We start from the raw sequence: 18,668 nt of genomic DNA on the forward strand, positions 1-18,668 counted from the left end.
TTAGTTTATACAATCTCAGGAGTTTACACCAATTATTTTACACCCTCTTTTGGGTACTACATACCCAATCATACCGTAAGACATCGTTTCAATTAATTCCTGGGGCAGGTTCTTCTTCAATATCTCCCGTAAATTGTTTATTGCCTCTTTTCGTTCCGGTGAGAGCTCGGAGACATATTCTTCTGGTATTTTAGCTTGACTATTCATTCCACACTTCCTTTCTTCTCTCCTTTACCTTTTCAAACTATATGTATTCACCTATACGAGTCACCCGTAATAGTACCTTCCGTTCAGCAACCCCTAACCATCTATTCTTGTTTCCTTTCAACTATACCTCTATTAGAAATTTTCTTACAATTTGCATTTTTACAGTTATAACAAAAAAACCAATCATTCAAATGACTGGTTTCTTGGCTTCCTTTATAAGATCAGGTAGGGAAAACCTTCCTGAATTCTAATCTTTGCTACCTGTCCATTATCTAATCTAAAATGCCAGCGTTCAGAGGGTTCAAAACCCAACAGTTGACAAATTAAGGTTGTTGCTACACCGCCATGACTTACCACGGCCACGTTCCCGCTAAAATCACTGTTTAAGAGTTCCTCTGCAAAATCAGCAATTCGTGACTCAAAATCATTCAGCGACTCGCCTTCTGGTAAGCAGTAGGAAGATTCCATTTTCCCATATTTTTCCCAAACACCGGGATACCTATTTTTGGCTACCTGCCAGTACAACAGCTCGAACACCCCGAAATCCAGTTCACGAATTCGCTCATCTACGACCGGTGGCCATGCGTTCTTCGCCAACGGCTCAGCCAAGCAAAGACAGCGTTTTCTTGGACTAGTGTAGATCCTTTCAAATTCAATATCACTCAATCGATTCATAATCCTATGGTGTTGACTAATTCCTAGTTCTGTAAGAGGGGATTCACTAGAACCCAAGTACCGTTGTTCCTTATTGGCAACAGTCTCGCCATGCCGCATTAGATATAATGTAAAGCTTGCTTTCGTTTCCATTTCTTCACCCATCATCAAGGTAATACCGTTATATAAACCAATAGCAAAAACACCAATTGAGAACTCTCAATGGCAAACCCGATCAAGTCCCCAGTCACTCCACCCAGCTTTTTCCCCATGGAGGACAGCAAAATGAATATCACGATCATACTAAGCAGGTAGGCCGTAAACAAGAGTAGCGCCGTCAATTCAAAGCCATACAGCAGGAAAAGGACTAGCATATATAGTACTGTTCCCCACATAAAGTGGCTCATCTTAGCTGCTTCTACAAAAATAGAACCCAATCCGCTTTTTCTTGCATAGTTATTTGTGGAGGCAACCAAGAGAGCAGCATTTCGACCTACCAAGGGAAATAGTAGTAATGCAAAAAGTGGAACTTCTCCTAGCAACACAGCTAACGAAGCAAACCACATCACGATACCCAATACACCAAAGGAACCGACATGACTGTCCTTCATAATCTCAAGCATTTTCTCACGAGGACGATTGCTGCCAAATGCATCTAGTGTATCCGCCAAGCCATCAATATGTAATCCACCCGTGACAAAGAGATAAACAATGACCAGAAGTACCGAACTGATTGAGGTCGAAAAGCGAGTAAACAAATAGCCCATACCATACATAACCAAACCAATTAATAGCCCTACAATTGGAACATAACCTAAGCTTTTTTCAAAATCAATCGTATCGAGAACCATATTCTTTGGTATTGGCATACGCGTATAGAAAGTGAGCATGGCGATAAAGCGTTTCATTTTCCCTCCTTGATGCGTACTGGAATTCCGGATACCATCCAAACTACTTCGTCCGCTTTTTGAGCCAAATATTGGTTAATTCTTCCAGCCAGATCGCGGAAAAATCGGCCCATACGATAAGATGGCACCACACCTGATCCCACTTCATTGCTTACCAGGACCAACGTTTTATGCCCCTTCTTCACTACATCTAGTAATTCGGAAAACTGCTCAAGAACGTCCTTTTCTACCTGATTCATTTCCTCCATGGAACAGGTATCATAGTCAATACCTGCATCGAACATCAAATTTGTAGCCATGGTCGTTACACAGTCAAGCAGGAAAATGTCATTTTCACAGAAATAATCCTGGTCCTTCATTTGTGCAAAGTCTCGGTATTTTTCCACCGTTTTCCAATTACTAGCCCTGCGTTCTTGATGCTTTTTTATTCGGTCTTCCATCTCAGCATCCGTTATCTTACCGCAAGCTATATAGACCATGGGTTTCCCGTATGCAGAACAAATTTTCTCAGCATACGAGCTTTTTCCACTACGAGCTCCTCCCGTAACCAAGGTTATAGACATGGTATATTTCCTTTCCATCCAACAAAAATTATATCTTGAAATACGAACTGCACAATAATAGATCACAGCGTAATATATAGAAACAGCCCAATTACCAGGGCTTTAGAACAGTTCGCTTTGACTTCCTATAGTAAATTCAGTGCTTCATATGACTCAGCTAAGAATGCTTCCGCACCTAGTTCTTTCTGCCTTTGATCTGCAAGGACTTCCAGGGTATATACCCCTCGATAGCCAAATGATTGGAAATCATGGCTTAGACGTTTAAAATCCACCATACCAAGTCCCGGTGTCCAATGTCGGTCTGCTTGGCCATCGGTATCAGAAAGATGCAAGCAAAAAAGTCGGTCACCATGTTTTTTCAAAAGTTCACCTTTTGATTCCGTCTTATAAAAGTCATGAGAAGAGTCATAGCACATGCCCAAACTCTCACTCGGAAAATGGTTGAGTGCATCACTTAACAGATAGGTATGGTGGGTATTTTCCAAAGCAATCTTCACTTGCAATTCTTCCGCAAGTAGTACCATACTCTCCAAAAAGCGATAGCCAGAAGCCAATGACTCGGGAGCAAACCACTCATTTTGCAGGTGCAGGACACAGAGTTCCCCCCCTGATGAAGCAATCTCTCTAAGATAGGTTGCATAGCAGTTCGTAATCTCCTTATTGTCCTGTTCCCAAATATCGTTAATCTCAAGATAGGGGAGATGGATAGAGTCCACCGTAAGGCCAGCTTTTTCAGCCATTTTTACCATATCAAATCTCTTGACCAATGTTGGCCAAGTCTCATCTTCCCACCATAAAGCTACATGGTCAAAACCGCAATTATTAATTTGGCCTAGACGGATCTCGATTGACTCTAAAAATCCGAACCAACTAAAAATACCTTTTTGCATAAAGCCTCCATTCAAACTTTCCCAACAAGCAGGCCTTCCTTCATCTTAATAGCAATCCCATATTGTTCGTACTCAATAATCATAGTTTAGCACAGTCGCCCCTCATAATGTATATTATTTTAGGGATTATAGCTATTTCTCGCCCTCCTTGAGCTGCGCTTCGCATGATAGTTGCTTCCCTAGAACCAATATCTAGTATTTACTTCTTAAGCATTAACGCAGTTGCTTGGAGTATTCATTCACACTTTTTACAAATTTTTGCTCATCTATCTTAGTCAGTTTTCCATCCTTATAAATAATTTCTCCACCAACGATGGTCATGTCTACCGGTCTATTGATACCAACCACGCCAGGAATCGCAGCTGGGTTATCCAGGCAACCAGAATAATCCACCTTATCTACGTCAATCAAAAACAGATCAGCGCATTTTCCTCTTTCTAGAGAACCAATATCGGTTCTGCCTAAAAGATTCGCTCCACCCCTGGTCGCCATACGAAGAATATCCTCCGCATAGGGAGACTTCTCTTTGTATTTCAGACGTTGCAATAAGTATGCAATTCGTATCTCTGCCAGTAGGTTGGAACAATCATTTGAGGCACTACCATCTACGCCCAATCCAACCGGAACACCCAAATCCTGCATTTCAGCAATACGAGCAATCCCAGATGAAAGTTTCATATTGGATACTGGACAATGAGCGATACCCGTCTTAGTGTCAGCCAACAATTTTAGTTCCGCATCATTAAAATATATCCCATGGGCAAAAAATACATCGTCTCCAATCCAATCCACACTCTGCATATACTCCAAAGGTCTCATGCCCAAAACATCAAGCGTATAGGCTTCCTCATCCTTGGTTTCGGTAAGATGAGTATGTAATTTAACGCCGTATGCTCTACCCAACTTCGCACTTTCCTTTAATATTTCACTATCCACTGAGAAAGGAGAACAAGGGGCCAAAATCACCTGATGGAATGATCCTCTTTTATCGTCATGAAATTTTTCTATAACCCTTTGGCTATCTTCCAAGATATCCGCTGCTGGTTGTACTAAGATATCTGGTGGTAGCCCACCATCCGATTTACCACGTGACATACTACCCCGGCAAGCATGCAAACGCACCCCCAGCTCGTCAGATGCTTGAAATTGTCTATCTGTGAGTCCTACCATACCTTTGGGAAACACATAATGATGATCCACCATCGTGGTGCAACCGTATTTGACCAATTCCCCCATCGCCACCATAGATGAAGCATAGACCATATCCGGCGTAAGGTGTTTCCACCTCTCATAGAGCCAAATCAGCCAATCAAATAGTTCTAGCTTCTGAATACTAGGTATGTTTCTTGTAAGCACTTGGTAAAAATGGTGGTGAGAATTAACTAGACCAGGAAAAACTAGCATACTACTCGCATCGATTACGTCTGCACTATCATCACTCAGGTTTACGCCGATTTCACGAATAAATCCATCGCTTATTAGAATATCTTCGCCCCAAAGTTGGTGATTCGCATCATCGCAAGTAATAATTGTCTTACAGTTCTTAATCAGTATTTTTTTCATTTTAACCCCCATTCCGCTCAAAGATAGGCATACTGTAATTATATCATTCTCTGTTCGATTCTATTGGCCTTTTTCAACCCTTTCCCTTGTTGGAGCCAACCCAAGAAACGACCAAGCTACTAAATTTGATGTTTGTATGCTTCCTTATGTAGTTGCCTGCCTTTATCTTTTAACAACAAAAGGGAGACCTACTTTGGGCTCCCTTTTGTTGAATTGTGTTCATCTATAAACATAGGAGAGATACTCTCCTTTGGATAGTCGGAGAGTATCAGGTGATAAAAGACATTTGGCATATCACTTTGGCAAGCATCTTACCAGCAATGCAGGCTTGTTGATTCCTGTATTAGTAGCAATGCTTATCTAAATACCAATAGTAGTGCGATTTGCTTAAAATTTATAATTCTTTTCGAATAACTTCGACCAATTCTTCTACAGTAGGTATTAATGAGTCATATCTTAGTTTTCCATTAATGTAAATACTGGGTAGATTTTTACAACCCACTTTAGCAATCCTGGCGATATCCTCTAGCTTATTGTACCGGTAGTCACCCCAGTCCACATCCTCTTCACCAATAATCGCTTTTGCGCCATCAGCAGCTGCCAACATATATGTACAAGCCGCACAAGCAGTCGGATCCAGCGTGAATAGCTCAACCAACGGTTTATCTAGATTCTCATAATCCGGTAAGTCAACTTCTATTCCTTCAGTCACATCAATCTTGGTATAGTTTTCGACTAGTTTTCTTGCTGTATCAGGGTCTAATGTAGCTTGAGTTGCTGCTATGCCATTGGTAATGGGTACATTGTATGGCATATCACAGCCTGGAGACATGATGAAATTTTTAGTTACATCAATCTTATCGATTAAATCTACTACATACTGCATATTGTCTTGTTGATTACCATAAAGCATAGCAGTAGTTAATGGGATGTTACCACCCAATACCACATTGTACTCGTCTGTAATCTTCTTGGCTTCTACCATATCTAAGTTTTCATCCACAGAAACTGCATCTGGCTCAGTTTGGCACATTACAGCAATATTCTTAATGGCATTGCCACAAACGAAAAATGCTGAAAATCTATTCTGTTTTCGGATATCTTTGAATATTTCTTTATAGGGTTCTGAACAATAAGCTTGAAAATGCTTAGGCGATATCTGTGAAATTAAGGGGTCCACCGGAGCAACCACATCACATCCCGCATCAACATACATCTTGTTCATTTGGATAGCTAGCTTTGTGCAAAAATCCATAAGCTTCAGCATGTAATCAGGATTCATAATCATATCCATGAATAACTTGGTTCCTCTTAAATGTGATGCCAATGTGAATGGGCCACAATACAGGCCATAAATTGCAGTGTGACTTCCAACTTTTTCCTTCAACTCACGAGTAGCTTCTAAAACCAACGGCAGACGGCCTTGGGTAGGCTCAATGTTGGGTTCAGGAAGTTCATCTGTGTCTGCAAAAACATGACTGATAACACTAGGAGGACAGTTTTTTGCCCACTTCAAATCACAGCCTAAAATTTCAGCTTCCAATTGAAGATCAAAGCATACTGGTTGGCCATCTGGTTGATACTTTTCGTTTACTTCCAGCAAAGATTCCACCAACTTGTCTTTGTCCTGTAGTACTTCATCAGCTGCATACCCTTTTAAAAATCCAGCGTGAACACCTGCAAAAGGTACCCATGGGATTTCATTCATGGTCTCATGTCGCATCACTTTAGCAATAATTTCTTTCCCATTTCTCTTCATAAAAGACTTCCTCCACATAATTTATTGGAAACGCCCTCTTCAAAGAAGGAGTGCCTCCGAAACCAAATCCATTCTCTACTATAATGGTAGCGCAATTACTTAATCATGGCTTTAGCCTTTCTTACAAATATCACCATAGAATCGTAGCTAATTCTGTAAAAGCTGTTAATCCTGCATAAAGTCAGCTATCAAAAAGGTATCCGGACTCAATACGAGTCCGGATACCTAATCCAATGCTTTAAATCAATTTATCATTCATTTTCTCTACTGATTTCCAAACGTTTTCATCCTATTCCACGCCTGCCAGGGTTCCTTACCATCTTTACTACTCCAGTTGGTCTCTTTTCTCCAGTCTTCGTGGTAGCCCTCCATTGGATAGTCATCTTGTCTGTCATAAGTCCCAATCTTCTGTTCAGCATACTGTTCAGCATAAAGGTCTTCATGCTCAATTAGAAAGGGTTCTACCACCGATCTCGCATCCTCAGATAAACGTGTCAAATAGTAAATATGAATCTGTCCATTTTCTTCATAGCGAGCAATGTTCTCTTTGGCAACAAACCCATCAATATTGAACAATGAAGAACCCAGGTAGTACAATAGAATAAAGCCTAGCAAACAGTTTAAAACGGTTTTTTTGTAGCTAAAAATATAGACCATAAGAAGCAATATGAGCCCCATCAAAAATATCAAGAACATAAAAACCAGCATTCGAAGGCTAGTGTAACCATAATATGATTCGTAAAGATGCATCCGATAAAAGGAAGATATCGACATCATCAATGTCATGCTCAGGGTACAGTTTTCAAGCCATCGTTGATTCCGGAGCTGTTTTTGGTTTAAAAATTCCAATATGGCTACTAGCACTACGTTGATCACGGCTACTAGTAAGAGCTGAAAAAATCCTTCGCGGGCATATTCCGCATAAGTGATGCCCTCTGGTAAGGTACCTGCCATCAAAAACAAATAACGGATCTGAATGTAGACAAATAATCCGTATACTAAGTTAATCACAGTAAGAAAGGTATTGATTACAATCTCAAGACTTCCCTTTTTGTGCGTTTCCGGCACCAGTGTTTCTTCTGACTTAGGTTTGCGAGCCAAATATTGGACCATCTTTTTTTGTCCTTGAGCATAGAGATAGCTCGACAAACCGATTGTAAACAGGATACGGAATAATAAGCTGCCCGTTATCTCAAATCCCTCTAAAAAATCTGAAGCCAATGCTTCTACCACCAAATCAGAAGAGATTAGTAAGGGTAGCACAAAAACCAAAAATGCGGCAGAAATAAGAAGTCCAAAGAGGATATGTTTGACATTTTCTCTTCCCTTCAGCAATTTCTCACTGCCATCTTTGATTAAAAGATGGATTTCCGCCAACGGCCGAAACACCGAATAGACCCAACACGGTATGAGCATTTTCAAAGACAAATCCTTGATCGGTACATAGAACAATCCGAAAGCAAATGGTAATGCCATAAAGGTCAATACTTTAAAAAGTAGCATATCCCTAACAATAAACACGAGACTTAGGGCAAAAATATAGGTAGCCTTTCGCCACCAGTTTTTGTTCATCAATCCCTGTTTAGCCATATTGTATCCAACTAGCAACAAAAGCAACTGGACACTAAGAAAAGCACCCAATCCCAATTCATAGTAAAGTAATAGCCAACTCACAAGTAGACCACACAAAAGAGATTGTATCATTCTTGCTCCTCCTCATATACTAATAAATCTCCAGGTTGACATTTTAGCGATTCACAGAGTTTTTCCAAGGTCTGTAGACGAACAGCCTTGGCCTTATTGTTCTTTAATATTGAAAGATTGGCGTTGGTTATACCAACCTCAGCGGCTAGGTCTTTCAGTGATTTCTTTCTTCTAGCCATCATTACATCAAGGTTAATTATAATTTTTCCCATTACGCCTCCTAAATGGTTAAGTCGTTTTCCAACTTATACTGGACTGCCCTATCGAATAGTAAGGTGAGTACCAAGCAGAATACGGATGCCATAAAGAAGACAAAGGATACTGCCATTGTCATTAAGGAATTAACCACAAACACTTTCGTCAAAAAGAGCACGGTTATCAGAAACGTTAAAATGGCCATTCGTAGCAGCAAACTCACATTTTCTTTGACAAATATTTGCTCAAGCAAGCAACTTTTAAAAAGGCGCCTAAGATCATTCAATATCAGAAAAGCAAGTACGCCTGCAGTATAGAGAAAAAACAAAAAATAGCGATATAAGCCTGGACTGGCTATTATTGGCTGATAACCTGAGCCAATATCAACGGTAACTATGCTCTTAATAATCCAGGGTAAGCCTCCCAAAATTATTGTCGTCATTAACATCAAAAAAATAATAAGGGCATACGTAATGGTAGATACAGCTTTTAATGAAATTTTTTCAATCATTGGTGTTTCCCGCGCAACAAGTTGCTTCCTTTCATTTTCTTGTTTATATGCTAACACCATATTTGTCTTTATTCAATATGTTTTTATCGTTTTACGATAATTTTTTATCGTTTTAGGTGTGCTATTTTGAAAATAAGCCCACAAAGCACACCTTTCTATCTTGACCATACAAAAAGGAGCGCAAAACGCTCCTTTTTGTGTGGTCAATTCTTTTTACTCCCCATTAGCGTAAGAATACATTAACATCAATAATTCTAGGCTCACCCTCGATTAGAAGAAAACGTACATCTGCAGTTTGCAATTCATTTATCTGTACAAAAACCTGAAACTCCCCATCATCAAGCATATTGGGTCCACGTACTCCAATCGGGAACGTCTGGTTTTGCTCTAGCTTCCACTTTGTCTCTAGATCATTTTCAGTAAAAGATGCGGCTGTGAATCTTTTCATGCCCTCCAAGTTATGATTCAATCCTTCCTTACAAAACATCACCGCTCTAAATAGCATTTGTTCTTGATCTTGTGGTGTCAAAATATCCAACCCTAGGACATTTCCGCGCTCATAATCAAGCTTGAGCCCCCCTATTTCCACCATAGAATCAGCATACATAACCATATCATTGGCATAATAGTAATTAAACGCATTGAGCATTAACGAAGCCTTCGGATACAGATTTTGTACATAGCCTAAGCTATGTTGCGTAGCCACCGCTTGCATACTTGATTTCATAAGGTCATACCAGTATTGAGGCGGTGTGTCTTCCGCATAATCAACATATTCACCGTCTAGTATTTCTTCAGCTATGGCTTTATACAGTTGTCCCATAAAGCCGTCTTGTTCACCTAGCTCAAATTGGGTGTAGATGTATCTAAGTGTATCATCCCCTTGGCTCACCAGATAGGTTACCTCATCGGGGTAAGCACTTACATAATCATTCGGATTGCTAGGTGCTTGAGAGGAAAGTATAATCTTCTGAAAAGCTTCCTCAATACCATCATAGAATACTGTGAATCCCGCCTCCGGTATCAAGAAATTCTTATCCTCCATGTCTTCAAGAAAACTTGCAAAACTTTCTTCACTTTCTGAATAGCGATAAAGTTCTTGTGCCATCTGAGAGCTAAACATTTCTCTAGTAAAGGTCGCCGTGTAATGCTTCTCCTCAGTATTCAATTCGTATTCAACTTCATCAACGTTCTCAATCAGGCTGAACAGAATCAACGTAGATTCCACATAGAAGTTCGGATCTAAAAACTGTTCAATATTTCCATCGCTTTCTTTCAGACGTACGCTAACGCTATATGGCACGGAATCCGTCTCAAGGCGCACACCCTGGTAGAGGAGACCTTCCGGATAGTGAAGCTGGCTCGCAATGCCTCCGACCTTAGATGCATCGCCTAGATAAGGCGTTCGGTTCGAAAGAAGTTCCTGTATCCACTCTTCCCTACTATCTAGTTCTGATACCGGGTCTCCCAAAAGGCCTATACAAGCTGTTGTTAATAGCAACATCGTTATAATTACTAGCACGGTTGCTGGTTTCCTGAATGAAAGAATGTTTCTAATTCTGGACTTGATATTGCTCTCACCGAAAGCCAAGGGCATCATACTATTTTTACGATGCAAGGATAAGTTTAAAAGAGAAGTAGAATATCCTTTTTTTTCAGCTAGGTTCATCTTGCGCATTACCGCCTCATCGCAAGACATCTCAATATCTTTATTCAGAACCCGGAAAGCAACATGAACTAGGGGGTTAAACCAATGCAAGGCTACAGTTAAAAAGGCCAGCTGTTTTACTAGATAGTCCTTTCGTTTGATGTGAATCGATTCATGGGCCAAAACATATCGCATATCCGAGGGATTCATGTTCATAGGTAGATACACTTTAGGCTTGATTAAACCCAATACAAAGGGAGATTCTACCTTATTTGATTCATAAATACCATCCGAAACACGGGTTGCAAAACGAACTTTTCTTGCCAGCAAGAAATAGCTTATTAGCCCATATGCAAGCAGAAGCAGAACCCCTAGAATCCAAACTTGAGAGGCAAACCAAATCATAATCCCCATCGGATTAACGCTAGCAGTCGGAGTTGCCACCGGTAGTGAGCGATTAATAATCTCATTCACGGGACTGATACCCACATTGATGCTTGGTGTATTTTGATAAATAATATTGGTCGGTATATAGCTGGTATTCCTGGTGATTGCACCCAAAAAGCTATAGGCACTTTTAAAACTAACTGGACAAAGTAAGCGAAATAGCACAGGCATCCAGAGCAGATACGAAAAGATACTGGGCATCTTCTGTAAAAGGATGCGAATCAATAAGACCGCCATAATCACATAGGTCCCAGTGATGCTCATGTTGAGAATTTTCAAAAACAAATCACTCATCTCTTGCCTCCTCAATTAAGCGACTTAGTTCCTCCGCCTCCTTGATCGATAGTTTTTTACCGTCTAAATAAGCCGCTACAAAGGCAGGTAAAGAGCCACCAAAAGTATGCTTCACCACGGATTTGCTCTCCCTACATCTTACGTCCCTTCTGGCCACTAGGGAAACTACTATGGCTTCATTGTTCTGCAAAAACTCTTTTTTGCCTAATTTTCGAATCATATTGTAACTTGTCGATTTCTTCCATCCCAATTTTTCTTGGCAAATTCGAGCCAATTCTGTTGAATTTATTGGTTCATTATCCCAAACTAAATTCATAAATTTAAATTCAGCATCGTGTAATGTTTCCATAAGACCTCCATCATAGACCGTGTGGTTTGTTACGACAAACCTTGTGTGGATTATATCTCTGCTTTCATTTTCTGTCAATATCACTTCCGGTCCTTAGGAACGGTATTCCAGATACAACCTTTTCACTTTTTTTACCTACTTTGTGAAATTTTTATCTTTTTCCTTGCTTTTCACTATAATCTAAGTTAATATGTTCATAGGAATTATCTTGGTGTATTGTATATTAACCTTAATCCATCAGGCTTTATTGGCTATTATTTTTTTCATCCTTTTTGTGAAATTTTACACAATACATATTTTTTTACGGATTCTTGTGAATCTTTTCTCTATCGCAATTACATTTATTACTCTAGTGCAATCTATCAGATTGCCTGAGAATTATATTTAGGAGGATTATTATGGATTTAAAATGGTTTCGTGTCCCCAAAGACATCGTGTTTGGTGAAAATGCTTTAGAGTACCTTGCAACGCTTGAAGGTAAACGAGCTACACTAGTAACGGGTGGCCACTCAATGAAGAAATTTGGCTTTCTCGCAAAAGCCCAAGAGCAATTGGAAAAAGCAGGTATGGAAGTTTCCATTATCGACGGTATCGAGCCTAATCCCTCGAAAAATACCGTAATACGTGGGGGAAAACAATTATCTGAATTTAACCCAGATTGGATTGTAGCAATTGGTGGGGGTTCTGCTCTTGATGCGGCCAAAATCATGTGGGTTTACTACGAATATCCCGATACGAAGTTTGAAGATTTGATTCAAATGAAGTTTCCGAAACTTCGTACCAAAGCAAAGATGGTTGCCATTCCTTCTACTAGTGGAACCGCATCGGAGATTACGGCTTTCTCTGTGATTACAGATACAGATACGCACATTAAATACCCTCTGGTTTCCTATGAAATGACGCCCGATGTAGCTATTTTGGATCCCGCAATTCCAGCTAAAATGCCACCAAGTATTACCGCGAATACCGGAATGGATGTAATGACTCACGCGGTCGAGGCTTACGTCTCCACTTCTGCTACAAGCTATACCGACCCCCTAGCTCTTGAAGCCATCCGTTTGGTTATCAAGCAACTACCTACAGCCTATGCTAAAGGAGAGGATCTTGAGGCAAGAGCAGATATGCACAATGCCTCTACACTTGCAGGGATGGCCTTTACCAATTCATCACTTGGACTGATTCATAGTATGGCTCATAAGATTGGTGGAGAGTTTGGTATTACCCATGGTCTAGCCAATGCCATCTTGATGCCCTATATCATGGATTTCAATCGTCGAAGTACAGATAAATTTAGTCAACTTGAAGAACGTCTAGGGATCTCAGACCTCACCCAAACCATACGAGATCTCAATGAAAGCCTAGATATCCCACACGCAATAAATGCGGTTACAGAAGTAAGCATTACGGAGGAAGATTTCCTTAAGATCCTTGATCGTATGAGTCAAAATGCCTTAAACGATCCCTGTACCCTAACCAATCCGAGAAATCCCTCGGTTGACGATATTAAAACAATCTACAAAGATGCATTCTATGGTAATTTCAGAATAAACGAATAATCCATACGAAAGATTAACTTAAAAAGCTCTACAAGATTAAAATCTTGTAGAGCTTTTCTTTACACTATATTCATAGCCTTAGCTTATGATTATTCGATTGTACTTCTTACAAGTTTTTTACCAAATTCCACTGCTTCCTCTTCTAAATTACCAGACATGTTCCAGTTAACCTTGAAAACATTATCGGCAACTTCAAATCCAGCAGCTTCAAGATTTTCTTTTATCACATCAGGGCTTTCTCCGCTCCAACCATAGCAACCGAAAGCAGCCCCCTTCTTATTTTTAAACTTCAGTTCCTTCAAATAATGCAAGAAACCAGACAAGGATCTAAGAACATTGTTGCCAACAGTTGGAGAGCCAACCGCTATTGCTTTGGATTTAAATACCTCAGTTGCCAAATCATTGTCATCTTCTTTAGAAATATTAAACAATTTGACCACGGTTTTAGAATCCTCCAAACGAATTCCTTCAGCCATTTTTTCTGCAATTCTTTTTGTGCCGTTCCACATGGTATCGTATATTATGGTAATCTGATTTTCTTGGTAGTCTCTGCACCATGCAGCATATTTTTCTACAATCTGCATGGGGTTATCCCGCCAAATAATACCGTGGCTAGTAGCAATAATATCGATTGTCAAATTCATTGATATGATTTCATCTAGTTTTTTCTTCAGTAACTTATTAAATGGATTTAAAATATTTGCATAATATTTCATTGCTTCTTGGTTCAAAAGACAAGGTTCTGCCAAATCGTTGAACATATCCTCGCACGCATAGTGCTGACCAAAAGCATCATTACTAAATAGAATATTATCCCCACTCATATACGTTGCCATACTGTCAGGCCAATGTAACATCTTCATTTCCACAAAAGTAAGGGTTTTCCCATTTCCAATATCTAGACTATCCCCTGTTTTGACCACATTGAAATTCCAATCCTGGTGATACTGTCCTTTCAAGGATTTTACAGCATTGGCTGTACAGTAAATTGGGGTTTCCGGAATTCGCGACATTAATTCAGTAAGGGCTCCACTATGGTCTGGCTCTCCGTGATTGACAATAATATAATCAATCTCATCAAGAGCTACCTCAGATGCCAGATTATCCACATATTCTTTTGCGTAAGGCCGCCATACCGTATCGATTAGCACGGTCTTTTCTTCTCGTACTAAATATGAATTGTAGCTGGAACCATTATGGGTTGAAAATTCCTCGCCATGGAATTTCCGAAGTTCCCAATCAATCTTACCAACCCAATCGACATTGTTTTTTATTTTCTTCTTCATATAATCCTCCTTAAACTGCATGCCATAAGTTTCAGTTTCAACTCATTATATCACTAGTTGCTCCGATTCGCTCTGAATAGAGGATAATTTGGCAATTCATCCTATTTTTACGAATCCTGCATAGCTGAATACTTGTGTGGTGCTGGAGCCTTTACCACAATTAGTTCTAAGGTTTCATCATGAAAATTTCTAACATTCATCTTAATATTATATGGAATCTTTAGTAGTGTACCTTTTTCATACTCATGCAGCTCCTGATCATCCAACTGAAGAGACAGCCTTCCCCGTATTACATTCATATAAACATTTGAATTGGAAAAATGTTCTGGCAGGCCCTCTCCGTTATTGAATACCATATGAATATAATTTACATTATCATCCATAATCAGTTTCTCGACAGCCTTGTCATTTGTTGTACTGTATTTGTAAATAGTTTCCAACATACTTCTACCTCACCTTCTTTTTTTAATCTATCAACGATGAAAATCGTGAACATAACATCATTCTAAACACCTTGCTGCGCTTTGCAAAAATGATCGGTGGATTGAGAATTACCCTATATCCAATGCTCGATACAATTGCTTTTCAAGACTTTGAAACGATTGTATAATAGAGCGAAGAATAAAAGTGTTACCATGGTAACACTTTTACAATATTTCATTATAAGCTACATTGTAGGGAGGAAAATATGAATCAAATACTTGATGACTTAGAAAACAGCGTGTTGTTGCAATCTCTCCCGCCCAGCCTAGTAAAAGAATATATTCAATCTGGACGCTTCCAAATTGCATCCTACAGCAAGGATCAGATTCTACATATGGAAGGGGACATTTGCACTCAACTGGAGATTGTCATCAAGGGCAGTATTGCCATTGAACGAATCGATAAATCCGGTGGTCTTCTTACCGTAATTCTTTTTGAAAGTGGAAAACTCTTAGGAGCCAATCTCGTCTTCTCAAATGAACCAAATTATCCCATGACCGTGACAGCAAAAGCCAACTCAACCGTACTATGCATCAAAAAGGGACTTGCCTTTGAACTATTAAGCATCTATCCCAAATTTTTACTTACCTTTTTAGAACTCATATCTGTACAAAGCGTACAGCTTGGGACTAAGATTAAGCATCATGTAAGACGAACTATTCGGGAAGCCATCATTTCTTATCTAGAACAGGAATATTTACAGCAAGGTGACACAACCATCCACTTGAATTTATCGAAAAAGGCTTTGGCGGAACGTATGGGTGTCAGTCGCACTTCTCTTTCTAGAGAACTTCAAAAAATGAAATTAGACAAACTAATCGACTATGACCGGCACTCCATCAGAATGCTCGATTTGCGCAGACTCGGTCTTTCTAAAACCCGATAAGTGGATCAAAAATGATTCTTTTACTAGAAACATCATGTCCCATAATCTGCTTTCGTACTGACTTGACAAATCCCGGGGCACCTGACAAATAATAATATGCTTGTGCGCCCAGGGAGTTAGCAAGTTCAGCAACCCTGGCTTTCGCTTCCTTGGAAGACTTCGTCAAATATATATCAAGTGCAGGGTTATTTGAGGCCATTTTTTCGATTTCTTCTCCAAATAAATGGTAGTCCCTAGCGGTATAGATTAAATAGGTCTTATGCTCTTTATCCTTCTCCAGTTGTTTTAAAATCGCCCGAATGGGTGTAATGCCCACGCCACCAGCTACCAGCACCAAGGGTGTGATCGCATCTTGCAGTTTAAAGCAGCCATACGGTCCTCTTACCTTCACGGGATCACCAGGTTCTAGGCTTAGAAACACTTTTTTAAAACCACTTATCTCACTGCCCGTCCTCGTCCCAATCATCATATATCCCTCCTCTGGGGCCGACGCTACACTAAAGGGTCTCCATTTTTTTCCCTCAACATTCATGTGTGGTAAAGAAAAAATTGCATGTTCTCCCGGTGCCCAGCTTCGATCTGCTTTTACATTCATTTTGACGGTAAAATAATCATCATAGGGATTATCGATAGACTCTACCCTTGCAATCGTCGTTCTCATCATTCCAAAGAAATTTTTGATATTCATGCGACCTCCTTTTAAAACCATGATACCGCGTACCCATTTTCTTTCATTCTCCCAAAACAAACTCAATGAGACTTTTTAAGCCATCCGATATATATTTATTCTTGTGATAGGCAAGTGAAAACTGTCGGGGAAGATGCAAATCTTCGATGTCCAGTATGCACACTTCCTTATCTTCTGGATCAACCGCCAATTTAGATACGACACCAAGACCAATCTCTTTTTTAACACCGTTTATGATTGCCTCAGAATTGTTGTATTCACCAATAATTTCCACACGAAAACCAGCATAATCTAGTGTATCAAGGAAAAGCTTTCTAGAACCACTTCCCTCTTCCCTAATGAGGAAACGGAGACCCTGCAAGTCAGCACTACATAGCTTTCGGCCCACTAATGGAGACTTATTGCTGGCAACAATGACTAAATGATCCACATAAAATGGCCTAACGACTATGTCTGGAGATACGATTGTCCCTTCAACGATCCCTAAATCAATTTGGGAATGGATAATCCTCTTTTCAATAATCTGTGTATTGTTAATTTGCGTTTTCAAAAGGATATGAGGATTGAGAAATTGAAAATCTTGAATCATTTTGGGTAGCACATAAGTTCCAATACTCACTGTCGCTCCTACCGAAAATGTTTGGTTCACTTCAAGTTGGTTCATGCGTTCAGTCAGTTCCCGGTCCAAGGTGATGAAATGTTGGGCATAGCTAAGGAGCACTCTCCCTTCTCGCGTCAAGTACAACCGTCTAGATAATCTTTCAAAAATAAGGACACCATAGTGTTCTTCTAACTCCTTTATGCATTGACTAACTGAAGGTTGACTCATGTGCAGATTTTTGGCCGCCTTGGTCATGTTCAACTCTTTACAAACTTCAATCAGTATTCGAAAACTCCGAAGATTCATGTATTACTCCAATCTATTTATAACCTTTTACCTATTATATTAATAATATTATACTATTTTACAATAGATAATACCAATGATACACTCCCTATATAGAAAAGGAGGAACACCATGAAACATCATAATAAAATACCAGGAATTCTCTTGTCAGTTGCTGTAGGTAGCCTAGCCTATTGGTTAGGTAAATTCTTTCCGGTCGTAGGTAGTGCAGTCATTGCTCTAGCCTTAGGCTTCGGACTTAATCTAGTAATCAGTGATAAAAGCCAAATTAAGGAAGGACTTAGTTTTTCTTCTAAAAAACTATTACGTTGGGGAATAATATTGTTGGGCGCCACCCTGAATATTCAGCAGATTGTTCAAGTAGGTATCTACTCCCTGAATGTCATGATTTTTACGCTGGCCTCCGCCTTTGGCTTTGGCTATCTTTTTGGAAAACTACTAAAAATCAACTGGAAGATGAGCTCTCTCATATCAGCCGGTACAGGAATCTGTGGCGGATCTGCAATTGCTGCCATCGCACCAGTCATTGATGCAGATGATTCAGATATCGCGTATGCAATCGCTGCTACATTTATGTTTGATATGGTTATGATTATCCTTTTCCCAATTCTAGGCAGAGCTATGGGCCTTTCGGATATTTCCTTTGGTCTATGGGCTGGCACCGCCGTCAATGATACTTCTTCTGTCCTCGCAACCGGCTATGCTTACAGCGATGTTGCTGGTGAATTCGCAACCATAGTCAAACTAACGCGCACCCTAGCCATTATCCCAATTACCTTAATTTTTGCTGGTATTGGGGTGAAAAACAAGGTAAAAGAAGCTGGACCAACGCGTAGCGCTAATTTGGGTAGCTATATAAAAACAATTACGCCATGGTTTATCCTACTTTTCATAGGGTTAGCGATTATTAACAGTATTGGGATGATTCCCACAGCCTTGGCCCCCTATTTCAAACCCTTAAGTAAATTCTGTATGGCAATCGCGATGGTAGCAATCGGGCTGAATACGGATTTCGATAAAATTAAAAAATCTGGTATGAACCCAATGATTCTCGGATTTTTAGTTTCCTTAATCGTAGTCGTAGTTTCCATCGCGGTTCAAAGTTACTTGGGTATCAAATAATGGCCCTAAACCATATGCCAAACTAATTTTTGTGATAAAATTATCCAA

The 18,668-nt window shown here is 39.8% G+C and carries 19 protein-coding genes; 3 read left to right on the forward strand and 16 right to left on the reverse strand.

Annotated features, from left to right (window positions below):
* Positions 1-15: 15 nt before the first annotated feature.
* The 12 genes from JR334_05620 to JR334_05675 form a co-directional block, all read right to left on the reverse strand.
* The gene (locus JR334_05620; protein ID QRN86681.1) at positions 16-207 is read right to left on the reverse strand and encodes a DUF1801 domain-containing protein; all 192 of its coding nucleotides are present in this window, start codon (positions 205-207) and stop codon (positions 16-18) included.
* A 213-nt stretch (positions 208-420) separates the two neighbouring features.
* The gene (locus tag JR334_05625) at positions 421-1,014 is read right to left on the reverse strand and encodes a histidine phosphatase family protein (GenBank protein ID QRN86682.1); all 594 of its coding nucleotides are present in this window, start codon (positions 1,012-1,014) and stop codon (positions 421-423) included.
* Between the two features lie 14 nt (positions 1,015-1,028).
* Complete coding sequence (cobS, locus tag JR334_05630; GenBank protein ID QRN86683.1) at positions 1,029-1,769, reverse strand: adenosylcobinamide-GDP ribazoletransferase; 741 nt, start codon at positions 1,767-1,769, stop codon at positions 1,029-1,031.
* Positions 1,766-2,332, reverse strand: coding sequence for a bifunctional adenosylcobinamide kinase/adenosylcobinamide-phosphate guanylyltransferase (gene cobU / locus JR334_05635; protein QRN86866.1), 567 nt, complete (start codon positions 2,330-2,332; stop codon positions 1,766-1,768). The genes cobS and cobU overlap by 4 nt, the downstream gene beginning before the upstream one ends.
* Positions 2,333-2,457: 125 nt before the next feature.
* Positions 2,458-3,222, reverse strand: a complete 765-nt coding sequence (locus tag JR334_05640; protein ID QRN86684.1) for a sugar phosphate isomerase/epimerase — start codon at positions 3,220-3,222, stop codon at positions 2,458-2,460.
* A gap of 213 nt (positions 3,223-3,435) precedes the next feature.
* Positions 3,436-4,785, reverse strand: coding sequence for an 8-oxoguanine deaminase (locus JR334_05645; protein ID QRN86685.1), 1,350 nt, complete (start codon positions 4,783-4,785; stop codon positions 3,436-3,438).
* A 394-nt stretch (positions 4,786-5,179) separates the two neighbouring features.
* Positions 5,180-6,544 (reverse strand): uroporphyrinogen decarboxylase, encoded by a 1,365-nt coding sequence (locus tag JR334_05650; protein QRN86686.1) that lies wholly within the window; start codon positions 6,542-6,544, stop codon positions 5,180-5,182.
* Positions 6,545-6,808: 264 nt separating this feature from the next.
* On the reverse strand, positions 6,809-8,248 hold the full coding sequence (locus JR334_05655; protein QRN86687.1) for a DUF4173 domain-containing protein: 1,440 nt from the start codon (positions 8,246-8,248) through the stop codon (positions 6,809-6,811).
* On the reverse strand, positions 8,245-8,460 hold the full coding sequence (locus tag JR334_05660; protein ID QRN86688.1) for a helix-turn-helix transcriptional regulator: 216 nt from the start codon (positions 8,458-8,460) through the stop codon (positions 8,245-8,247). Before JR334_05660 ends, JR334_05655 begins: the two co-directional genes overlap by 4 nt.
* An 8-nt stretch (positions 8,461-8,468) precedes the next feature.
* A complete protein-coding gene (locus JR334_05665) occupies positions 8,469-8,954 on the reverse strand; it encodes a DUF2975 domain-containing protein (protein QRN86689.1) in 486 nt (161 codons plus the stop codon).
* 223 nt (positions 8,955-9,177) lie between these two features.
* Positions 9,178-11,343 carry a DUF4825 domain-containing protein gene (locus JR334_05670; GenBank protein ID QRN86690.1) on the reverse strand — a complete coding sequence of 722 codons (2,166 nt, stop codon included), beginning with the start codon at positions 11,341-11,343 and terminating at the stop codon, positions 9,178-9,180.
* Positions 11,336-11,692, reverse strand: coding sequence for a BlaI/MecI/CopY family transcriptional regulator (locus tag JR334_05675; GenBank protein ID QRN86691.1), 357 nt, complete (start codon positions 11,690-11,692; stop codon positions 11,336-11,338). Before JR334_05675 ends, JR334_05670 begins: the two co-directional genes overlap by 8 nt.
* 398 nt (positions 11,693-12,090) lie before the next feature.
* Here JR334_05675 and JR334_05680 point away from each other — a divergent pair, with 398 nt between their 5' ends.
* The gene (locus JR334_05680) at positions 12,091-13,248 is read left to right on the forward strand and encodes an iron-containing alcohol dehydrogenase (GenBank protein QRN86692.1); all 1,158 of its coding nucleotides are present in this window, start codon (positions 12,091-12,093) and stop codon (positions 13,246-13,248) included.
* 89 nt (positions 13,249-13,337) lie between these two features.
* On the opposite strand, the gene JR334_05685 is transcribed toward JR334_05680, so the two are convergent.
* Together JR334_05685 and JR334_05690 are read right to left on the reverse strand one after the other, a co-directional pair.
* On the reverse strand, positions 13,338-14,534 hold the full coding sequence (locus tag JR334_05685) for an anaerobic nitric oxide reductase flavorubredoxin (GenBank protein QRN86693.1): 1,197 nt from the start codon (positions 14,532-14,534) through the stop codon (positions 13,338-13,340).
* A gap of 107 nt (positions 14,535-14,641) precedes the next feature.
* Positions 14,642-14,977 carry a cupin domain-containing protein gene (locus tag JR334_05690; protein ID QRN86694.1) on the reverse strand — a complete coding sequence of 112 codons (336 nt, stop codon included), beginning with the start codon at positions 14,975-14,977 and terminating at the stop codon, positions 14,642-14,644.
* Between the two features lie 245 nt (positions 14,978-15,222).
* Here JR334_05690 and JR334_05695 point away from each other — a divergent pair, with 245 nt between their 5' ends.
* A complete protein-coding gene (locus JR334_05695; protein QRN86695.1) occupies positions 15,223-15,903 on the forward strand; it encodes a Crp/Fnr family transcriptional regulator in 681 nt (226 codons plus the stop codon).
* Here JR334_05695 and JR334_05700 read toward each other — a convergent pair.
* Positions 15,890-16,591, reverse strand: a complete 702-nt coding sequence (locus tag JR334_05700) for an FAD-dependent oxidoreductase (GenBank protein ID QRN86696.1) — start codon at positions 16,589-16,591, stop codon at positions 15,890-15,892. The two genes, JR334_05695 and JR334_05700, sit on opposite strands and share 14 nt — an antisense overlap.
* 43 nt (positions 16,592-16,634) lie before the next feature.
* Complete coding sequence (locus JR334_05705; protein QRN86697.1) at positions 16,635-17,498, reverse strand: LysR family transcriptional regulator; 864 nt, start codon at positions 17,496-17,498, stop codon at positions 16,635-16,637.
* A 111-nt stretch (positions 17,499-17,609) separates the two neighbouring features.
* On the opposite strand from JR334_05705, the gene JR334_05710 reads away from it, so the two are divergent.
* Entirely contained in the window at positions 17,610-18,620 is a 1,011-nt protein-coding gene (locus JR334_05710) for a YeiH family putative sulfate export transporter (protein QRN86698.1), read from the forward strand.
* The last annotated feature ends 48 nt before the right edge of the window (positions 18,621-18,668 follow it).

The organism is Clostridia bacterium (genome assembly GCA_016887505.1).
In the GTDB taxonomy this organism is placed as follows: domain Bacteria; phylum Bacillota; class TC1; order TC1; family UBA5767; genus UBA5767.